The 17697-nt window shown below is 73.7% G+C and carries 16 protein-coding genes; 4 read left to right on the top strand and 12 right to left on the bottom strand.

Annotated elements, in window-relative coordinates; genetic code table 11:
• Positions 1–44: 44 nt before the first annotated feature.
• Positions 45–794, top strand: a complete 750-nt coding sequence (locus ACFQH9_RS30550; protein ID WP_379571650.1) for a maleate cis-trans isomerase family protein — start codon at positions 45–47, stop codon at positions 792–794.
• Positions 795–843: 49 nt separating this feature from the next.
• Here the strand turns inward: ACFQH9_RS30550 and ACFQH9_RS30545 are convergent, their stop codons facing one another.
• Entirely contained in the window at positions 844–2031 is a 1188-nt protein-coding gene (locus ACFQH9_RS30545) for a cytochrome P450 (RefSeq protein ID WP_379571648.1), read from the bottom strand.
• A 162-nt stretch (positions 2032–2193) separates the two neighbouring features.
• On the opposite strand from ACFQH9_RS30545, the gene ACFQH9_RS30540 reads away from it, so the two are divergent.
• On the top strand, positions 2194–2718 hold the full coding sequence (locus ACFQH9_RS30540) for a 2'-5' RNA ligase family protein (protein ID WP_379571646.1): 525 nt from the start codon (positions 2194–2196) through the stop codon (positions 2716–2718).
• Positions 2719–2736: 18 nt separating this feature from the next.
• Here ACFQH9_RS30540 and ACFQH9_RS30535 read toward each other — a convergent pair whose 3' ends face one another.
• The 9 genes from ACFQH9_RS30535 to ACFQH9_RS30495 form a co-directional block, all read right to left on the bottom strand.
• A complete protein-coding gene (locus ACFQH9_RS30535) occupies positions 2737–3219 on the bottom strand; it encodes an FBP domain-containing protein (RefSeq protein WP_379571644.1) in 483 nt (160 codons plus the stop codon).
• A 154-nt stretch (positions 3220–3373) separates the two neighbouring features.
• Entirely contained in the window at positions 3374–4213 is an 840-nt protein-coding gene (locus ACFQH9_RS30530) for an alpha/beta fold hydrolase (RefSeq protein ID WP_379571642.1), read from the bottom strand.
• Positions 4210–4848 carry an isochorismatase family protein gene (locus ACFQH9_RS30525; RefSeq protein ID WP_379571640.1) on the bottom strand — a complete coding sequence of 213 codons (639 nt, stop codon included), beginning with the start codon at positions 4846–4848 and terminating at the stop codon, positions 4210–4212. The genes ACFQH9_RS30530 and ACFQH9_RS30525 overlap by 4 nt, the downstream gene beginning before the upstream one ends.
• Positions 4845–5348, bottom strand: coding sequence for a (2Fe-2S)-binding protein (locus ACFQH9_RS30520; protein ID WP_379571638.1), 504 nt, complete (start codon positions 5346–5348; stop codon positions 4845–4847). The genes ACFQH9_RS30525 and ACFQH9_RS30520 overlap by 4 nt, the downstream gene beginning before the upstream one ends.
• Positions 5345–7693 carry a xanthine dehydrogenase family protein molybdopterin-binding subunit gene (locus ACFQH9_RS30515; RefSeq protein ID WP_379571636.1) on the bottom strand — a complete coding sequence of 783 codons (2349 nt, stop codon included), beginning with the start codon at positions 7691–7693 and terminating at the stop codon, positions 5345–5347. The genes ACFQH9_RS30520 and ACFQH9_RS30515 overlap by 4 nt, the downstream gene beginning before the upstream one ends.
• Entirely contained in the window at positions 7686–8462 is a 777-nt protein-coding gene (locus ACFQH9_RS30510; RefSeq protein WP_379571634.1) for an FAD binding domain-containing protein, read from the bottom strand. The genes ACFQH9_RS30515 and ACFQH9_RS30510 overlap by 8 nt, the downstream gene beginning before the upstream one ends.
• Entirely contained in the window at positions 8459–9883 is a 1425-nt protein-coding gene (locus tag ACFQH9_RS30505) for an MFS transporter (RefSeq protein ID WP_379571632.1), read from the bottom strand. The genes ACFQH9_RS30510 and ACFQH9_RS30505 overlap by 4 nt, the downstream gene beginning before the upstream one ends.
• Positions 9884–9911: 28 nt before the next feature.
• Positions 9912–11177: an FAD-dependent monooxygenase gene (locus ACFQH9_RS30500; RefSeq protein WP_379571630.1), complete on the bottom strand. Its 1266-nt coding sequence runs from the start codon at positions 11175–11177 to the stop codon at positions 9912–9914.
• 253 nt (positions 11178–11430) lie between these two features.
• The gene (locus ACFQH9_RS30495; RefSeq protein ID WP_379571628.1) at positions 11431–11919 is read right to left on the bottom strand and encodes a MarR family winged helix-turn-helix transcriptional regulator; all 489 of its coding nucleotides are present in this window, start codon (positions 11917–11919) and stop codon (positions 11431–11433) included.
• Between the two features lie 212 nt (positions 11920–12131).
• Here ACFQH9_RS30495 and boxC point away from each other — a divergent pair, with 212 nt between their 5' ends.
• Together boxC and boxB are read left to right on the top strand one after the other, a co-directional pair.
• Positions 12132–13841: a 2,3-epoxybenzoyl-CoA dihydrolase gene (gene boxC / locus ACFQH9_RS30490; RefSeq protein WP_379571626.1), complete on the top strand. Its 1710-nt coding sequence runs from the start codon at positions 12132–12134 to the stop codon at positions 13839–13841.
• Positions 13842–13844: 3 nt separating this feature from the next.
• Positions 13845–15254: a benzoyl-CoA 2,3-epoxidase subunit BoxB gene (gene boxB / locus ACFQH9_RS30485; protein WP_379571624.1), complete on the top strand. Its 1410-nt coding sequence runs from the start codon at positions 13845–13847 to the stop codon at positions 15252–15254.
• Between the two features lie 217 nt (positions 15255–15471).
• On the opposite strand, the gene ACFQH9_RS30480 is transcribed toward boxB, so the two are convergent.
• Complete coding sequence (locus tag ACFQH9_RS30480) at positions 15472–16083, bottom strand: SGNH/GDSL hydrolase family protein (RefSeq protein WP_379571622.1); 612 nt, start codon at positions 16081–16083, stop codon at positions 15472–15474.
• Positions 16084–16146: 63 nt separating this feature from the next.
• Complete coding sequence (locus ACFQH9_RS30475; protein ID WP_379571620.1) at positions 16147–16755, bottom strand: TetR/AcrR family transcriptional regulator; 609 nt, start codon at positions 16753–16755, stop codon at positions 16147–16149.
• Positions 16756–17697 lie beyond the last annotated feature (942 nt).

Below are 17697 nucleotides of genomic sequence, written 5' to 3'. Positions count from 1 at the left end.
ACGGTCCCCGAGATGCGGCCGGTGGCCAAGCGATGACCGGGGCGATGAGCAGGGACCACCACATCGGGATGATCGTCCCGAGCTCCAACCTCACCATGGAGACGGAGCTGCCGCGGATGCTGCGCGCCCGGGAGGAGGTCGACCCGGACAACCGGTTCGTCTTCCACTCCGCGCGGGCCCGGATGCAGCACGTCACCCCCGAGCAGCTGCGGGCGATGAACGCGCAGGCCGAACGGGCGGCGACCGAGCTGGCCGACGCCCGCCCGGCGGTCGTCGCCACCGCCTGCCTGGTCGCGATCATGGCGCAGGGCCCCGGCTACCACTGCACCGCCGAGGACTCGATCACCGCCGCGCTGCGGGCCGAGGGCTCGCAGGCCCCCGTGGTCTCCTCGGCCGGGGCGCTGCTCGACGGCATCGCCGCCCTCGGCGTCACCCGGGTCGCGATCATCACCCCGTACATGAAGCCGCTGACCCGGGCCGTGGTCGAGTACCTGGAGACGGCCGGGGTCGAGGTCGTCGACTCGCTGTCGCTGGAGGTGCCGGACAACCTCGCCGTCGCCCGGCTCGACCCGGCCGACCTGCGCAAGCACCACACCGAGCTCGACCTGTCCCGGGCCGAGGCCCTGGTGCTCAGCTGCTGCGTGCAGATGCCCTCGCTGCCCTCGATCCAGCCGGTCGAGGACGAGATCGGCATCCCGGTGCTCTCCGCGGCGACCGCGACCACCTACCGGATCCTCCAGGAGCTCGGCCTGCCCCCGCAGGTCCCGAACGCCGGCCGCCTCCTGTCCCTGTGAGTGGTGGAGCCGCCACGGCGGCTCTCCCCACCCCTCGACGGGCTCCGGCTCAGGACCAGGTGACGGGCAGGGCGTCCAGGCCCCCGGTGAGCAGGTCCGCCCGCAGCGGCAGGTCCTCGACCGGGCGGTCGAGGCGCAGGCCGGGGAAGCGCGCGGGGAGCGCGGTGAACACGGCCTGCAGCTCGACCCGGGCGAGGCTCGCGCCGATGCAGTAACGCGGCCCGTGGCCGAAGGAGAGGTGGGCGCGGGCGTCCTCGCGGCCCGGGTCGAAGCGCTCGGGGTCGGTGAAGGCGCCCGGGTCGCGGTTGGCGGCCGCCGGGGCGAGCACCACGCAGTCGCCGGTCCGGATCGTCACGCCGCCGACCTCGACGTCGGCGTGCGCGTAGCGGGGCAGCCCGCTGCCGCCGGGCGCGGCGAGCCGCAGGATCTCCTCGACGGTGTCCGGCACCGGCGCGGGATCGGCGGCGAGCGCGGCCCAGTGCTCGGGATGCTGCAGCAGGAGCACCGTTCCGACGTCGATGCGGGTCACCGTGGTCTCGTGCCCGGCGAAGAGCAGGGCCGCGGCCAGGGCGGCGCTCTGCCAGTCGTGCTCGGGGCCGGAGGCGGCGAGATCGCTGAGCACGTCCTCGCCCGGTTCCTCGCGCTTGCGCGCGACCAGCCCGTGGACGTACCCGACCAGGGCCTGCAACGACTGCTGGGCGACCTCGCGGTCGTCGAGCCGGCCTGCGCCCTCCGACCACGCACGGAACCGGGTCCGGTCCTCGTACGGGACGCCGAGCAGTTCGCAGATGACGAGGATCGGCACCGGCAGGGCGAGGTACTCGTGCAGGTCGGCGGGCGGTCCGGCGGCCGCCAGCGCGTCGAGCGACCGGGCGACCAGCTCGTCGACGTGCGCGCGGAGCCGCAACATCCGGCGGGCGGAGAAGGCCGGGGTCAGGAGCTTGCGCATCACCGCGTGCTGCTCGCGCTCGGTCTCCGGGTCGCCCATCATCGGCCCGCCCAGGATCGCGGAGCCGGACACCCGGGAGGCGCGCTCGGGGTCGGGGTGCGAGCGGCCCAGGCGCGGGTCGGCGAACAGCGCCCGGCACTCGGCGTGCCCGGTGACCAGCCACGCGGGGTCGCCGGTCGCCGTGCGCACGGCGCAGACCGGGGTGCGCTCGCGCAGCTCGGCGTAGAGCGGCGCGATGTCCAGCACGCCGGGCCGGTCGAAGGGCAGCTGCGGGGTCGTGGTGGTCACCCCCCGATCGTGATCCCTCGTCGTGCGTGACGGAAGCCGGAAACAGGGGTGACCCCCGCGAGTCGCGAGTTCCGGCGCCGCGAGTCGGCGGTTTCGGGTCACCGAGTTGCACATGGTCGTGGCCGACTCGCGGGCGGGCGAGGTGGAAGGCAGGCTGGGCCGGTGGATCCGCTGGTCGTCACGGCCGTGCTCGACGAGCCCGCGCAGTCCCGGCTGGACGCGCTGCGCCGCAGGCACTTCCCGCCGGAGCGGAACCACCTCGACGCCCACGTCACGCTCTTCCACGCACTGCCCGGCGAGCACGAGGCGGAGGTCGCGGCCGCGCTGACCGCCGCGGTCCGGCGTGCCCCGCCGGAGGCCGTCGTGGGTGCGCCGAGACTGCTCGGCCGTGGCGTGGCCTTCCGGGTCGACGCACCGGAGCTGCTCGCCCTGCGCGCCGATCTCGCGCGGACGTTCGGGGCCTGGCTGACGCCGCAGGACCGCGGAAAGCGTGAGCTGCACGTGACCGTGCAGAACAAGGTGCCGCCGGACCGGGCCCGCGACCTCCGTGCCGCACTGGCGGGCGAGGCGCCCGCGCCCACCGCCGTCGTCGCGCTCGGGTTGTGGCGCTACCGCGGCGGTCCGTGGGAGCCGGTCGCGACCTTCCCGTTCGCGGAGGTCACCGGGAACCGGGCCCCCGCGCCGTGAGCTCGCCCGGCGGAGCGGTCAGCTCACGACGTCCTCGACGAACGCCGCGGCGCGCTCGCGCAGGCCGGCGCGGCGCTCGTCGACGGTCAGACCCGGCGCGGGCCGCAACGCCGCCGTCGCCTTCTCGACCCGGACGTGGTGCCGGCAGCCGAGGTCGGCACACACGTACGTCCCGACGGTGTTGCCGTTGCGCCCCCTGCTCCCGCGGCGGGCGGCGGTGAACAGCGTGGTGCCGCCCGCGCTGTGCGTGGTGCGACAGAGCGCGCACATCGCGGTGGCGCCGACGGCGTTCGACGCCGCGCGGAGCAGCACCGCGACCGGCTCGCCGTCGCCCGGGACCAGCAGCACCGCGCGGTCCGGGGCCTTGGCGTCCCGCCAGCCGACGACGTCGTCGAGCGCGTCGAGGTCGAGCTCGCGGACCTCGGGAGGCAGGGCGAGCCGACCGGCCTCGCCCTTCGAGCAGTTGGTCAGGGCGCGGCGGATGCGGACGTCGGTGGTCATCGTGCGGTCCGGGGTCTCGGGGGCAGGGCGTGATCACGCTAGGCGGCGGGCCCGGCGCGGCGCATCCGTATTCGCGGGCGCCAGGCCTCCCGACATGTGCGGTTCGGTCGACCGGAACTGCCGACTCGCGGTGCCGGAGCTGCCGGCTCGCGGGTCAGCAGGTGAGGGGGTGGAGGGCCTCCCGGAGGAGTCGCAGGGACTCCGTCGGGTTGTCCCAGAACACCATGTGCCCGGCGTCCGGGATCTCCACCAGGGACGCCGCGGGGTTGACCGCGCCCGCCTCCTTGGCGCCCTCCGCCGTGACGACCGGGGAGTCGGCGCCGTAGAGCAGGGTGGTCGGGGCGGGGACCGCCGGCCAGACGTCGAAGAAGTCCTCGGTCTCGAAGCCGCGGTGGGTCTCCGAGATCGCGGTGCGCGAGCAGCTGGACAGCCACCGCGCCCGCAGCTCCTGCTCCCGCCGCGGCCAGCGGGGCCACGAGCGGGCGACCTCGTCGGCGTCCGTGCCGCGGACGGCCTCGTCGAGCTGTCCGAGGAAGGCCTCGAGGGTCGTCGGGTAGGGGCCCCGGCCCGGCCCGCTCATCGGCGGGTCGACCAGGATCGTGCCCCGCAGCGGCCGGCGCACCGCGGTCGCGGCGGCGATCCGCGCGCCCATCGAGTGCCCGAGGACCACCGGGTCCTCCAGCCCGTCGAGCACGGCGAGGGTGTCCGAGGCGTAGTCGGCGAGCGTGTACGAGTCCCCGGAGTCCGACAGCCCGCGCCCCCGGACGTCGACCACGATCGGCCGGGCGAGGTCCGTGAGCGACCGCGCGACGAAGTCCATCGTGATCGCCGGGCTGGTGATCCCCGGCAGGATCACCAGCGGCACCCCGGGCCCGCCGTAGTCGAGCAGGTGCAACCGCACCGAGCCGTTGCGCACCCACCGGGACGCCGCCGGAACGTCGGCCAGGTCGGCCAGGGCGTCCTGCCGCACCGTGCGGATGTCGGGCGCCGTCACTTGAGTCCTCCCACGTAGGCCAGGGCGTCGTCGAGCGAGACGACGTCGCCGTACTTGGCCTGGATGTCGAAGAGGTTGGCCTCGGCGGGCCCGGCGGCCCGGTCGCCCACGCACTCCCGCGGCACCAGCACCGGATAGCCGCTCTGCAGCGCGTCGACCGCCGTGGCCCGCACGCATCCGCTGGTCGTCGCGCCGCACACGATCACCGTGTCCACCGACATCGACGCCAGCAGTGCCGCCAGCCCGGTCCCGAAGAACGCCGACGCGCCCTTCTTGAGGATCAGGTGGTCGGCGTCCGAGTAGGGCAGCCGAGCGTCGATCTCGACCGCCTCGGACCCCACCGCCAACGCCCGCATGCCGGGTGCCTTGTCCAGCCAGACGACGGTGTCCATCTCGGCCGGCGTGTACCCGATGGTCGTGTAGACGACGGGGACGTCGGCCGGGGCCGCCGCCGCGACCAGCCGGGACGTGGCCTCGACGACCTCGGTCAGGTCCGCGCCGGTCGGGTACGCCGGGTCGGTGAACCCCTTCGTCAGGTCGACGACCACGATCGCCGGCCGCTCCCCGCGGCGGACGGGCGCGCCGAAGCCGGCCCGCTCGTAGGTCGCGTCCGTCGAAGATCCGTGCACACTCACGAGGCACTCCTGTCGAGCTGGTCCTGGAACGCCGCCCGGCGGCGGGTGGCGCAGTCGTCGATCGCCTCCACGATCGTCTGATAGCCCGTGCAGCGACAGAGGTTCGAGGCGACCACCTCACGGATCTCCTCCCGCGTGGGCTCCGGCTCCTCGGCGAGGAAGCCCTCGGCCAGCATGAGCATCCCCGGCGTGCAGAACCCGCACTGCAGGCCGTGGTGCTCGGAGAAGCACTGCTGCAGGTCGTTGAGCCGGCCGCCCTCGGCGAGCGACTCCACGGTGCGGATCTCCGCGCCCTCCACCTGCGCCGCGAAGACCAGGCAGGCCCGCGCGGGCGCACCGTCGACCAGCACCGTGCACGCGCCGCAGATCCCGTGCTCGCAGCCGACGTGGGTGCCGGTGAGACCCAGGTCGTGCCGCAGGACGTCGACCAGGGTGCGGCGCGGCTCGATCGCCAGCTCGTGCCGCTCGCCGTTCACCGTGAGCTCGACCAGCTGGATCATCGGGTCACCTCCAGGGCGCGGAAGATCGACTCGCGGGGGATCGGCGTGTCGTCCAGCTCGACGCCGGTATGCCGCAGGGCGTCGTTGACGGCGTTCAACACCGCGGCGGGGGCACCGATGGTGCCGCCCTCGCCGGCGCCCTTGGCCCCGTTCTCGGTGAACGCGCACGGCGTCTCGAGGTGCTCGATGCGCACGTCCGGGATCTCCATCGCGGTCGGGACCTTGTACTCCATGAAGCTCGGCGCGAGCGGCTGGCCGCCCTCGTCGTAGCGGACCTCCTCGAACAACGCCCCGGCGATGCCCTGCGCGATCCCGCCGCGCGCCTGCCCCTCCACGACCTGCGGGTGGATCGCCACCCCGCAGTCCTCGACGCAGACGTACCGCAGGATCTCGACCCCGCCGGTGCCCGGGTCCAGCTCGACGACGCAGCCGTGCGTCGCGTTGGAGAAGGTCCCGTCGCCGCCGACGTCGAAGCTCGCCGTCGCCGTCAGGCCCGGTCCGACCTCCTTGGGCAGCAGGTGCGCCCGCAGGTACGCGACGTCGGCGATGTCCGCGTAGGACAGCCACTGGTCGCCGACGCGCACGCCGCCGTCCTCCAGCACCGCCGCCTCGGGGTCGCCGGAGAGCAGGTGCGCCGCGATCGCCCGGAGCTGGTCGCCGAGCTTCACCGACGCGGCCGCCACCGCACTGCCCCCGATGGTGATCGACCGGGAGGCGAACGAGCCCCAGCCGTAGGTGACCCGGTCCGTGTCGCCCTGCACGACCTTCACGCGGTCGTAGGCGACGGCGAGCCGGTCGGCGACGATCTGCGCCATCGTGGTCTCGTGGCTCTGCCCGTGGGAGAGCGTCCCCGTGGTGACCGTGACCGTCCCGTTCAGGTCCATCCGGATCTCGGAGATGTCGAACCCGGGCACGACCTGCATCTTCCGCTGGGCGAAGGCGCCGGATCCGTAGCCGGTCCGCTCGGAGAAGCAGGCGAACCCGATGCCGACGACCCGGTTCTCGTCGGAGCGACGAGAGAACCAGCCCTCCTCGCGGAGCGTCTTCTCGCACAGGTCCAGCGACTCGAGGTACGAGCCCGGGTCGTAGGTGATGTTGTTGACGCCCTTGTAGGGGAAGACCGTGATCAGGTTGCGGCGCCGCAGGTCCAGGGCGTCCCTGCCGAGCGCGCGGGCGGCCTTCTCGAACACCCGCTCGACGACCATGACGTACTGCGGCCGGCTCACCCCGCGGTAGGGCGCGGTCGGCGCCTTGTTCGTGGTGACCGCGCGCCCGCGCACGCGGTAGGCCGGCACCCGGTAGACGCCCGGCATCTCGGCCGAGGCCATCAGCGGCTCGATGCCCGCGGTGAAGGGATAGCAGGAGTAGGCCCCCATGTCGCAGACGACGTCCGCGTCCAGGCCGAGGATCTCGCCGTCGGCGGAGAAGGCGGCGCGCACGACGTACCGCTGCTCGCGGGCGAGGAAGGCGGCGGTGAGCGCGTCGCGCCGGTCCTCGATCCACTTGACCGGCCTGCGCAGGCGCAGCGCGGCGGCCGCGGCGGCGATCTCCTCGCGCCCGACCACGCACTTCTGGCCGAACCCGCCGCCCATGTCGGGCACCGTGACCCGGACCTGCTTCTCGTCCAGCCCGACGCACCGCGCCAGGACCGTGCGCACCTGGTGGGGGACCTGGGAGCAGGTCTGCACGCGCAGCTGCTCGTCCCGGTCGTCCCAGTCGGCGACCACCCCGCGGGTCTCCAGCGGCAGGGCGTTCTGCCGGCCGGTCCTGCTCCGCACCTCCACCACGGTGTGGGCCGAGTCGAAGATCTCGTCGATGCCCTCGGTGGCGAAGAGCGAGACGTCGACGAGGGTGTTGCGCGGGGCCTCGGCGTGCACCAGCGGGGCACCGTCCGCCAGCGCCGCGGTGTCGCTCACCACCGGCTCGAGCGGCGCGTACTCCACGACCGCGGCCTCGACCCCGTCCTCGGCCGCGTACGGGTCCTTCGCGACGACGATCGCGACGGGCTCGCCGACGTACCGCACCTTGTCGCGGGCCAGGACCGGCATGGCGGTGGGCACGAACTCGTGCGGCGGGCGGTCGAGCAGCGCGGTGATGTCCCGCAGGTCGAGGTCGTCCGCGGTGTAGGCGGCGACCACGCCGGGCGTCGCGCGGACCTCGTCCAGGTCGACGGCCAGCAGCTCGGCGTGCGCCTCGGTGCTGCGGACGAACTGGGCGTGCAGCATCCCGGGCAGGGCGATGTCGTCGACGAACCGGCCGCGCCCGGCCAGCAGCCGCGGGTCCTCGCGGCGGGGGACGGAGGCGCCGACCCAGGCGCCGTCGCGGCGGAAGTGGGGCTCAGCCACGGGATGCCTCCTCGATCGCACGGGCGACGAGGGTCCGGACCAGTCCGCGCCGGTAGTGCGCGCTGGTCCCGGGCTCGTCGCGCAGCTCCAGGGACGCGGCGATCGCCTCCCCGTCCGTCCCCTCCGCCAGGACGGGCGTGGGGCCGACGCCGCCGAGGACCGTGCGGTCCGCGTCGAGGTCGACGGCGGCCGCGACCAGGGCGAAGTCCCCCTTGCGGTCGGCGTACTCGGTGAGCGCGGCCCGGGGCGCCGGGCGGGGGAACACGAGCTCGACGATCAGCTCGTCGGGCTCCAGGGCGGTGGTGAACGGGCCGCGGAAGAACTCGCCGGCCGGGATCTCCCGGCGGCCCCCCGGGCCCTCGGCGACGATCCGGGCGTCGAGCAGGACGGCGAGCAGGCACCACTCGGCGGTGGCGTCGGCGTGCGCGATGCTCCCGCCGACCGTGCCACGGGTGCGGATCGGCATGTGCCCCACCCAGTGCATCGTCCGGGACAGCACCGCGAAGTCCCCGAGCTCCGCCTTCTCGACCGCGCGGTGCGTGGCGAGCGCCCCGATCCGCAGCGTGTCGCCCTCCCGCCGGATCCCGGAGAGCCCGTCGATGTGCGTGATGTCGATCAGGTGCTCGGGGCGGGCCAGCCGGAAGTTCATCATCGCGACGAGGCTCTGCCCGCCGGCGACGATCTTCGCGTCGTCGCCGAGCTCGGTGAGGAGCCCCACCGCGCCCGCCACGGAGCGGGCGCGGTGGTACTCGAAGGCGGCGGGTTTCACGACCGGACGGCCCCCGCGGCGCCGGAGCCGGTGGCGGGCGCCTCGGCCCCGGTGATCTCCTCGGTCCCGGTGATCCGGTCGAGCTCGCGACCCTTGGTCTCCGGGGCGCCCACCGCCATGTAGATCACCGCGCCGAACACGACGACCGCCATCAGCGCGAAGGTCAGCGGCAGGCCCAGGATCGGCCAGAGCACGCTGCCGAAGATCAGCGGTACGAAGCCGGTGACCGCCCGGCTCATCGAGGAGGCCCAGCCGAAGCCGCTCGCCCGCAGCTCGGTCGGGTACAGCTCGGAGACGTAGGCGTACATGACCGGGATGACCACCAGGGCGAAGAAGCCGAACACCGCGATCATCGCGATGGCCGCCGTCGAGGAGCCCATGACCAGCGAGAAGACGAACAGCGCGATCGCGGCGAGCGGGGCGGCGACGCCGATGACCCACTTGCGCCCGACCAGCTCGACGAGCAGCACGGAGGTGACGACGCCGAGGATGCCGACCGCGTTCATGACGGTCGTCGAGCCGAAGGCGGCGACCTCGCCCATGCCCTGCGCACGCAGGATCGACGGCATCCAGGACAGCGCGGCGTAGTAGACGACCATGACCGAGATGAACAGCGCCCAGGCCACGCCGGTGACGACCGGGTTGTGGGCCCACACCAGGCGCAGCTGGTCCACGGCGGCCGCCAGGCCCTTCTTGCGCGACGCGACGGCCTCCGGCACGACGGCCGGGATCACGTACGGCTCTGGGGTGGCGCCGGTGCGGCGCACCATGTCGTCGATCACGGCGCGGGCCTCGGCCTCCCGGCCGGTGCGGGCCAGGTAGAGCGGCGACTCCGGCACCCCGCGGCGCACCCAGAACAGCAGGAGCGCGGGCAGCACCATCAGCGCGAGCATCCAGCGCCAGTTGCCGCCGACCGGCACCAGGAAGGTGGCGGTGAGCCCGGCGAGCGTGGTGCCGATCGGCCACCAGCCGTCCATCGCGGCCAGCACCCGCCCGCGCTGCTTCGTCGGGGAGAACTCGCTGACGATCGCGTAGTCCACCGGGATGCAGCCGCCGAGGCCGACGCCGGCCAGGAACCGCAGCACCAGGAAGATCTCCCAGCTCGGCGACAGCGCGCCCAGTACGGAGAACAGCGCGAAGATCATCAGGGTGATCGAGAAGGCCTTCTTGCGGCCCATCCGGTCGGCGATGGTGCCCCAGGCGATGGCACCGACTGCCATGCCGACCAGGTTGGCCGTCGCGACGAGGCCGCGCTGGCCGGTGGAGAGCCCGAACTCGGTGCCGAGCAGCGGGGTGAGGAAGCCGTTCAGGGAGACGTCCCAGGCGTCGAACATGTACCCGAGTCCGCCGATGACGAAGATCCTGCCCTGCACCCCCCACTTCCACGGGAGATCCTGGACGACCTGGTCGCCTGTACGCATGGTGTGCTCCGGTTCCGGTGGGGTGCGGTCAGCGGGCGAACGGGTAGGAGTGGGACTCGGTGTCCGGGTCGTGCAGCGGCGTACCGGCCCAGAGCCAGTCGTAGGAGACGTCGGACTCGCCGCGGAAGTCCTGCAGCTGCGCATCGCGTTCCTGCTGCTCCGGGCCGTCGGGCAGATGGTAGAAGCGCATGTTCTCGAGGGAGGCGTCCTGGACCATGCCGGCGTGCGTGGCCCGCCGGTTCACATACCGGATCAGCGCCGCGTCGATGCCGTCGCGGGTCACGCCGCCGAGCTCCTCGGCCAGGACGGCGGCGTCCTCCATCGCCTGCGACGCGCCCTGGGCCTGGTAGGGCAGCATCGCGTGGCAGGCGTCGCCGAGCAGGGCCACCCGGCCGTCGACCCACACGGGATCCCGCCGGCGCCGGAACAGCGCCCACTTCGACGCGTCCCCCTCGGCCTTGGACAGCATGGCCGCGACCCGGTCGTCCCACCCGGGGAAGGCCTCGACGAGCTCGTCCGCCGTGGCGGGGAGCGTCCAGGCGTCGGTGGTGTCGAGCGTGTTCGGGACCACGGCGACCACGTTGAGGTGTTCCCCGCCGCGCACGAAGTAGTGCACGAGATGCCGCTCCGGCCCGTACCAGATCGTGGAGTGGAAGCGGTCGAGCAGGAAGCGGGTCGCGGGGTCGGCCGCGATCTTGTCGCCGGGGATGAGCGCGCGGTAGCACATCTCGCCGGAGAAGACGAGCGTGTCGTCGAAGCCGGCGGCGTCGCGGACCCGCGACCGGATCCCGTCGGCGCCGACCAGGACGTCGCCGGCGAAGCGCCGGCCGTCGGCCGTGACGGCCACGGGGCGCGCCGGGTCCGTGCGGTCCAGCTCCGCGACGGCCGAGTCGGTGTGCACCTCGGTGACCGGGCCCGCGCCGTCGGGGTCGAGGCAGGCGTCGAGCAGGATCCGGTGCAGGTCGGCGCGGTGGTAGTGCCAGTACGGGGCGCCGTACTCGCGCACCACCCGCTCGCCCAGCGGCAGCGAGGCGATGATGCTGCCGTCCTTCCACCGCCGGCGGACCTGGTCGGTGGGCATGGTCCGGATGGCCTGCATCTGCCTGCGCAGGCCGAGGCCGAAGAGGATGCGGCTGGCGTTGGGCGCGGTCTGGATGCCCGCCCCCACCTCGCCGAGCTGGGCCGCCTGCTCGAGGACGACCGTGCGCAGCCCCCGCCGGCGCAGTGCGAGCGCGGTGGTGAGACCACCGAGCCCGCCTCCGACGACGGTGACCGTGAACGACTGGCTGGCCACGTGCCCCTCCCGGGATAGATCCACTCTGGACGGTGCGCCGTCCCTGCCGGTGCCGCCGTGATCCGGCAGCTCAGGGCGGTGCGTGCGCCGCCCGGCAGAGATAATCCGAACACTGACGATCCCGGAACGCAAGGGGTGACGCAAGCTGTAACGCGTCAGAAACCGAGAAACACGGGCCGGCAACACCGGCGGGTCGGGCATTCGGCGGAGTCGCCGGGCGCGGCTCGCGGAGGTCGGCATCCCCGGCTCGCGGTCAGTCGTCGACCAGGGACTCCCAGTGCTCCGCGATGCCGTTGAGCCGGGCGAGGAGGGCGGACTGGTCGTTCTGCTCGATCCCCCGCATGAGCAGCCCGTCCAAGGCGCGCGTCTTGTCGTAGGCCTGCTGCAGGGTCGCCGAGCCCTCGTCCGTGAGGTGCAGCAGCCGCTTGCGGCCGTCCTCGGGCGGCGTGACCCGGGTGATCAGGCCGCGGTCCTCGAGCCGGCGCACGATGCTCGCCATCGTCGACCGGTCGAGGGCGACGGCCCGGGCCAGCGAGCCCTGCTCGGCGCCGGGATAGGCGTCGACCGCGGTGAGCACCGCGAACTGCGGCCCGGTGAGGACCGGGTCGACGTAGCGCTGCCAGGCCGCGGTGTAGGCGTGGTGCAGCCGCCGCGCGACGTACCCGGGCGCGGCGAGGAGGGCCTCCGGCGCCGGGAGCTGCTCCGGCACGGTCCGCGTGCGCTCGTCACCCACGGCCTCCATTCGACCACGTGCCGTGCGAGCGCGTGCGTCCGCCGTTCCGACGCCGGAGGACGTGCGCGCGGACGCCGCCCTCGGCTCCGTCGGCGGCGGACGCCCCACTGATCGCAACGTTCCACAGATCGTTGACGCTCAGCCTCAACGTTGTAGAGTGTCGGGTGCCACCGCACGAGGTATCCCTTCCCGACCCTGGCGACGACGACAGGAGGCCCGGCATGAGCGACGCGTCCGACCCCGCCGGCGAGGACCAGCCGGAGGTCTCCTTCGCGACGTCGCCGGCGGAGTACCGGCACTGGCGGCTCGCGGTCGACGGCGACGTGGCCACGCTGACCCTCGACGTCGACGAGACCGCGGGGCTGGTGCCGGGCTACGAGCTGAAGATGAACTCGTACGACCTGGGCGTGGACATCGAGCTCTACGACGCCACCCAGCGGCTGCGGTTCGAGCACCCGGGCGTGCGCGCCGTGGTGATGACCAGCGCGAAGGACAAGAACTTCTGCGCGGGCGCGAACATCCGGATGCTGGCGCAGAGCCCGCACCCGTGGAAGGTGAACTTCTGCAAGTTCACCAACGAGACGCGCAACGGCATCGAGGACGCGACCGAGCACTCCGGCCAGATCTGGATCGCGGCGGTCAACGGCACGGCGGCCGGCGGCGGCTACGAGCTCGCCCTGGCCTGCGAGAAGATCCTGCTGATCGACGACAACTCCTCGGCCGTCTCGCTGCCCGAGGTCCCGCTGCTGGGCGTGCTGCCCGGCACCGGCGGGCTGACCCGGGTCACGGACAAGCGGAAGGTGCGCAAGGACCGGGCGGACGTGTTCGCCACCCGCGCCGAGGGGATCCGCGGCAAGCAGGCCGTGGAGTGGAAGCTCGTCGACGAGGCGATCCCGAAGCGGGTGTGGGTCGAGACGGTGGCCGAGCGGGCGAAGGAGGCCGCCGCCGCGTCGTCCCGCCCCACGGACGCGCAGGGCGTCGCGTTGCCCCCGCTGGAGCCCACGGTCTCGGCGGCGGGGATCACGTACCGGCACGTCAAGGCGGAGTTCGACCGGACCCGCGGCCTGGTGGAGATCACCGTGTTCGGGCCCGACGGCGGGGTGCCCGAGTCCCTGGAGCGGGTGCACGAGCTCGGCGAGGCGTTCTGGCCGCTGGCCATGACCCGCGAGCTCGACGACCTGATCCTGCGGCTGCGGTCCAACGAGCTGGAGCTGGGCACCTGGGTGATCCGGACGAAGGGCGACGTCGAGGACGCGCTGGCGTTCGAGCGGCTCATCGCCGAGCACAGCCGGGACGACTGGCTGGTCAACGAGATCCGGCACTACTTCAAGCGGGTGCTCAAGCGGCTCGACGTGACCTCGCGGTCGCTGATCGCGCTGATCGAGCCCGGCTCCTGCTTCGCCGGTGCGCTGCTCGAGCTGGCGCTGGCCTGCGACCGGCAGTACATGCTCGACGGGACCCTGGACGAGGACGACCCGAACGGTCCAGGGCAGGGCGACGAGGCCCAGATCATCCTGTCGGCCGGCAACTTCGGCGCGTTCCCCATGGGCAGCGGGATCTCCCGGCTCGCCAGCAGGTTCTGGGGCGACGCGGACCACGTGGCCAAGCTGCGACAGGAGACCGACCGGCGGATCGAGGCCCGCGAGGCCCTCGAGCTGGGGCTGGTCACGGACGCGCCGGACGACATCGACTGGGACGACGAGATCCGGATCATGCTGGAGGAGCGGGCGTCGCTGTCCCCGGACGCGCTGACCGGCATGGAGGCCAACCACCGGTTCGTCGGTCCCGAGACGATGGAGACGCGCATCTTCGGGCGGCTCACCGCCTGGCAGAACTGGATCTTCGTGCGGCCCAACGCCTCCGGCCCGGAGGGGGCGCTGCGCCGCTACGGCACGGGACGCAAGGCGGAGTTCGACCGGAAGCGGGTCTGAGAGATGTCGATCGACTACAGCGAGAAGATCCCCAACAACGTCGACCTCGCGAGCGACCGCAAGCTGCAACGGGCGCTGGAGTCCTGGCAGCCCAACTTCCTGAACTGGTGGAAGACGATGGGCCCGGCGGTCCCGACGCAGGACGTCTACCTGCGCACGGCGGTCAGCGTCGGCAAGGAGGGCTGGGCGCAGTTCGGGCACGTCGCCATGGAGGAGTACCGGTGGGGCGTGTTCCTCGCCGAGCGCGGCGACGACCGGCGGATCGCCTTCGGCGAGCAGAAGGGCGAGCCGGTCTGGCAGCAGGTGCCCGGTGAGTACCGCTCCGACCTGCAGCGGCTGATCGTGATCCAGGGCGACACCGAGCCGGCCTCCGTGGAGCAGCAGCGCCGCCTCGGCGAGACCGCGCCCTCGCTCTACGACCTGCGCAACCTCTTCCAGGTCAACGTCGAGGAGGGCCGCCACCTCTGGGCGATGGTGTACCTGCTGCACGCCTACTTCGGCCGCAACGGCCGCGAGGAGGCCGAGGCGCTGCTCCAGCGCAACTCCGGCGACCTGGACAGCCCGCGCATCCTGGGGGCGTTCAACGAGGAGACCCCGGACTGGCTGTCCTTCTACATGTTCACGTACTTCACCGACCGGGACGGGAAGTACCAGCTCGGCACCCTCAAGGAGTCCGCCTTCGACCCGCTCTCGCGCACCTGCGAGTTCATGCTGAAGGAGGAGGCGCACCACATGTTCGTGGGCACCACCGGCATCGACCGGGTGGTCACGCGGACCTGCGAGCTGATGCGCGAGCACGACACGGACGACATCGCCCCGCACGGCGGCATCCCGCTGGACGTGATCCAGAAGTACATCAACTTCCACTACTCGGTGTCGCTGGACCTGTTCGGTTCCGAGCAGTCGACCAACGCGGCGAACTACTTCACCGCCGGGCTCAAGGGCCGCTGGCAGGAGGAGCGCCGCAAGGACGACCACAAGCTCACCGAGGACGCCTTCACCATCGACACCGTCAAGGACGGGCAGATCGTGTCCGACGAGGTGTCGGCGCTGCTGGCGCTCAACCTCGACCTGCGCAACGAGTACGTGAAGGACTGCCAGTCCGGGCTCAAGCGCTGGAACCGCATCCTGGCCAAGAACGGCTTCGACGAGACGCTGTACCTGCCGCACGTCGGCTTCAACCGGCACGTCGGGCTGTTCTCCGAGCACCACGTCACGCCCTCGGGCCGGCTGGTCGGCGAGGACGCGTGGAAGGCCAAGGAGGACTCCTGGCTGCCCAGCGCCGCCGACAAGGCGCACGTGCAGAACCTGATGCGCCCGGTCTACGAGCCCGGCAAGATCGCCGGCTGGGTCGCCCCGCCGAGCACCGGCATCAACGGCCAGCCCTTCGAGTACGAGTACGTCCACTTCTGATCCGGGGTCGGCGAACGGCGCTCCCGTCCGGCCCAGGTGAGCGAGAGCGCCGTCGCCTCGGCCACCACCGCCACGTCGACCTCCTTGAGCATGAACCGGACGTTCTCGGTGGCGTGGCGCGGGCCGCGAGCCGTGGCCGGGCCCGTGCCGGCGCCGACGCACGCGCCGTGACCTCCCCGGCGCACCCTGACGGTCACCTCCGACCGCTCGTGACCCTTCAGGCGGCCTCGGGCTCGGCCGCCTCGAGGACGTACGGGGCGAGGGTCGCGGCGATGCGCGCGTACCCGGCGGACGACGGGTGGAAGCGGTCGGCGGAGAACAGGCCCGGCTCCGCGGCGAACGCCAGGCCGAGCTCGCCCCCGACCGCCGCGACGAGGGCGCCCGCGGTCTCCGCGGCCGCGGCCTGCCGGCGCTGCAGCTCCGTGCTGGCGGCCTGCACCAGCCCGCGCAACGCCGGCGGCACGCCCGGCACCCACGACAGGTCGGGTGCGGTGGCCGCGACGACGGCCGTCCCGTCCCGGCGCAGCTCCCGCACGGCCGCACCGAGCGCCGCGGCCGCGCGCTCCGGCGGGACGAGCCGGGCCAGGTCGTTCGCCCCGACGACGATCAGCGCGAGATCGGCGCCCAGCGGTGCGGCCCGGCGCACCTGCGCGGCCAGGTCGGCGGAGCAGGCACCGGGGACGGCGACGACGTGCAGCTCGACGGTGCGGCCGGCGGCCTCGAGCTCGGCGGCCAGCCGCGGGCCCAGCGCGTCGGCCGGGCGCGCGGCGCCGGTGCCGAACGCGAGGGAGTCGCCGAGCACGACGAAACGGAGGGGGCGCGGGTCCATGCCCTGGTCAACGCCGTGCCGCGGCGCCGCATGCCGGGATGTGCGGCGCTGCACGCCGGCCGTTCAGGCGCCGAGCATCTGCCGGGCGGTCCGCTTCCACAGGTCCAGGTGCGGGTCGGTGGTGGGGTCGCGCGGATCGATCGCATAGGTCAGCGCGACGCCGCGCATGCTGGTGAACAGCAGCTCCCGGACGTCGTCGAACGCCGGATGGGTCGAGTGCACCGGGCCGAACAGCGCCGCCACCACGTGCTGGATCGCCAGGCCCAGCCGGCGCTCCTCCGGCAGCAGCTCGGCGCGCAGGGCCTCGTCCGTGCGCGCGGCCGTCCACAGCTCCATCGCCGCCCAGAAGTAGGGCTGGCGGAAGGTCTCCCAGAGCAGCTCCACCGCGCGGTCGACCCGCTCGCTGCCGCTCGCCGTGGCGTGCGGCCAGCTCTCCATGGCGGTGATGCGCTCGACGGCCAGGTGCTGGGCGGCGGCGACGAGCAGGGCCGAGCGGGAGGGGAAGTGGTGCAGCAGCCGCCCGCGGGAGACCCCGGCGCGCTCCTGGATGGTCACGGTGGTGGCGCCGGAGTAGCCGTCCTCCACCAGGCTGCGCACGGCGGCGTCGAGGATGAGCGCGTGGCTGCTCGCCCGGCGCTCCCCCTGGGTGCGACGCGGGGTCGGTGCGGCCATGCCCGGAGGGTAGTCGGCGGGCCGGCCCTTCCCGGCACCACCGACTGTTTCCGGTACCCGATCCGGTCGGTCCGCGGAAGATCGGGTTGACTGGCGCGGTGGAGGTCCGCGTCGCGGTGCTCGGCCCGGTGCGGGCCGAGGTCGGCGGGGTGCCCGTCGACCTGGGCGGGCCGCGGCAGCGCGCGGTGCTGGCCCGGCTCGCGGTGGCGGGCGGCGAGGTCGTCTCGACCGACCTGCTCGTCGACGATCTCTGGCGCGGCGAGCCGCCGCCCCGCGCGCTCGGGGCGCTGCAGGTGCACGTCTCGCACCTGCGGCGGGTGCTCGAACCCGGCCGGCGGCCGCGCACCCCGGCGTCCGTCCTGGTCAGCGAGCCGCCGGGGTACGCCCTGCGGCTCCCCGCGGACGGTCTCGACTCCCGCCGCGTGGGCGCCCTGCTCGACGCCGCCGCGCTCGCCCCGCCGGACCGCGCGGAGGAGCTGCTCGCCGAGGCGCTGCGCTCCTGGTCCGGGCCCGCCTTCGCGGAGTTCGCCGACGAGCGGTGGGCCGCCCCGGAGGCCGCCCGGCTGGGCGAGCTGCGGCTCGCCGCGACCGAGCGGCTCGCCGAGGCCCGGCTGGCGCGCGGCCGGCCCGCCGACGTCGTGCCCGACCTCGAGCTGCTGCTGCGCGACCACCCGCTGCGGGAGAACGCGGTGCGGCTGCTCGCGCTCGCCCTCTACCGCGCCGGCCGCCAGGCGGACGCGCTCGCGGTCCTCGCCCGGGCGCGGGCGCGGCTGGCCGAGGAGCTGGGCGTCGACCCGGGGCCCGAGCTGCGGGCGCTGGAACAGGACGTCCTGACCCAGGCCGAGCACGTCCTGCAGGCGCCCGCCGCGACGCCCCGCCCCGCCGCACCGGAGGCCGGGCCGGCCGTCGTCGGTCGCACCGCCGAGCTCGCGCGGCTCCGGG

It is taken from the genome of Pseudonocardia lutea, assembly GCF_042658055.1.
Lineage (GTDB): Bacteria > Actinomycetota > Actinomycetes > Mycobacteriales > Pseudonocardiaceae > Pseudonocardia > Pseudonocardia lutea.
The sequence above is the reverse complement of the archived record's forward strand: the minus strand, read 5'-3'. Positions and strand labels throughout refer to the sequence as shown.

Excerpts from the sequence above, each read along its gene's own strand:
- ACFQH9_RS30480 (WP_379571622.1), bottom strand. The coding sequence starts at position 16,083 with ATGGACCCGCGCCCCCTCCGTTTCGTCGTGCTCGGCGACTCCCTCGCG.
- ACFQH9_RS30520 (WP_379571638.1), bottom strand. The coding sequence starts at position 5,348 with ATGATCCAGCTGGTCGAGCTCACGGTGAACGGCGAGCGGCACGAGCTG.
- ACFQH9_RS30505 (WP_379571632.1), bottom strand. The coding sequence starts at position 9,883 with ATGCGTACAGGCGACCAGGTCGTCCAGGATCTCCCGTGGAAGTGGGGG.
- boxB (WP_379571624.1), top strand. The coding sequence starts at position 13,845 with ATGTCGATCGACTACAGCGAGAAGATCCCCAACAACGTCGACCTCGCG.
- ACFQH9_RS30495 (WP_379571628.1), bottom strand. The coding sequence starts at position 11,919 with ATGGAGGCCGTGGGTGACGAGCGCACGCGGACCGTGCCGGAGCAGCTC.
- ACFQH9_RS30475 (WP_379571620.1), bottom strand. The coding sequence starts at position 16,755 with ATGGCCGCACCGACCCCGCGTCGCACCCAGGGGGAGCGCCGGGCGAGC.
- ACFQH9_RS30550 (WP_379571650.1), top strand. The coding sequence starts at position 45 with ATGAGCAGGGACCACCACATCGGGATGATCGTCCCGAGCTCCAACCTC.
- boxC (WP_379571626.1), top strand. The coding sequence starts at position 12,132 with ATGAGCGACGCGTCCGACCCCGCCGGCGAGGACCAGCCGGAGGTCTCC.
- ACFQH9_RS30535 (WP_379571644.1), bottom strand. The coding sequence starts at position 3,219 with ATGACCACCGACGTCCGCATCCGCCGCGCCCTGACCAACTGCTCGAAG.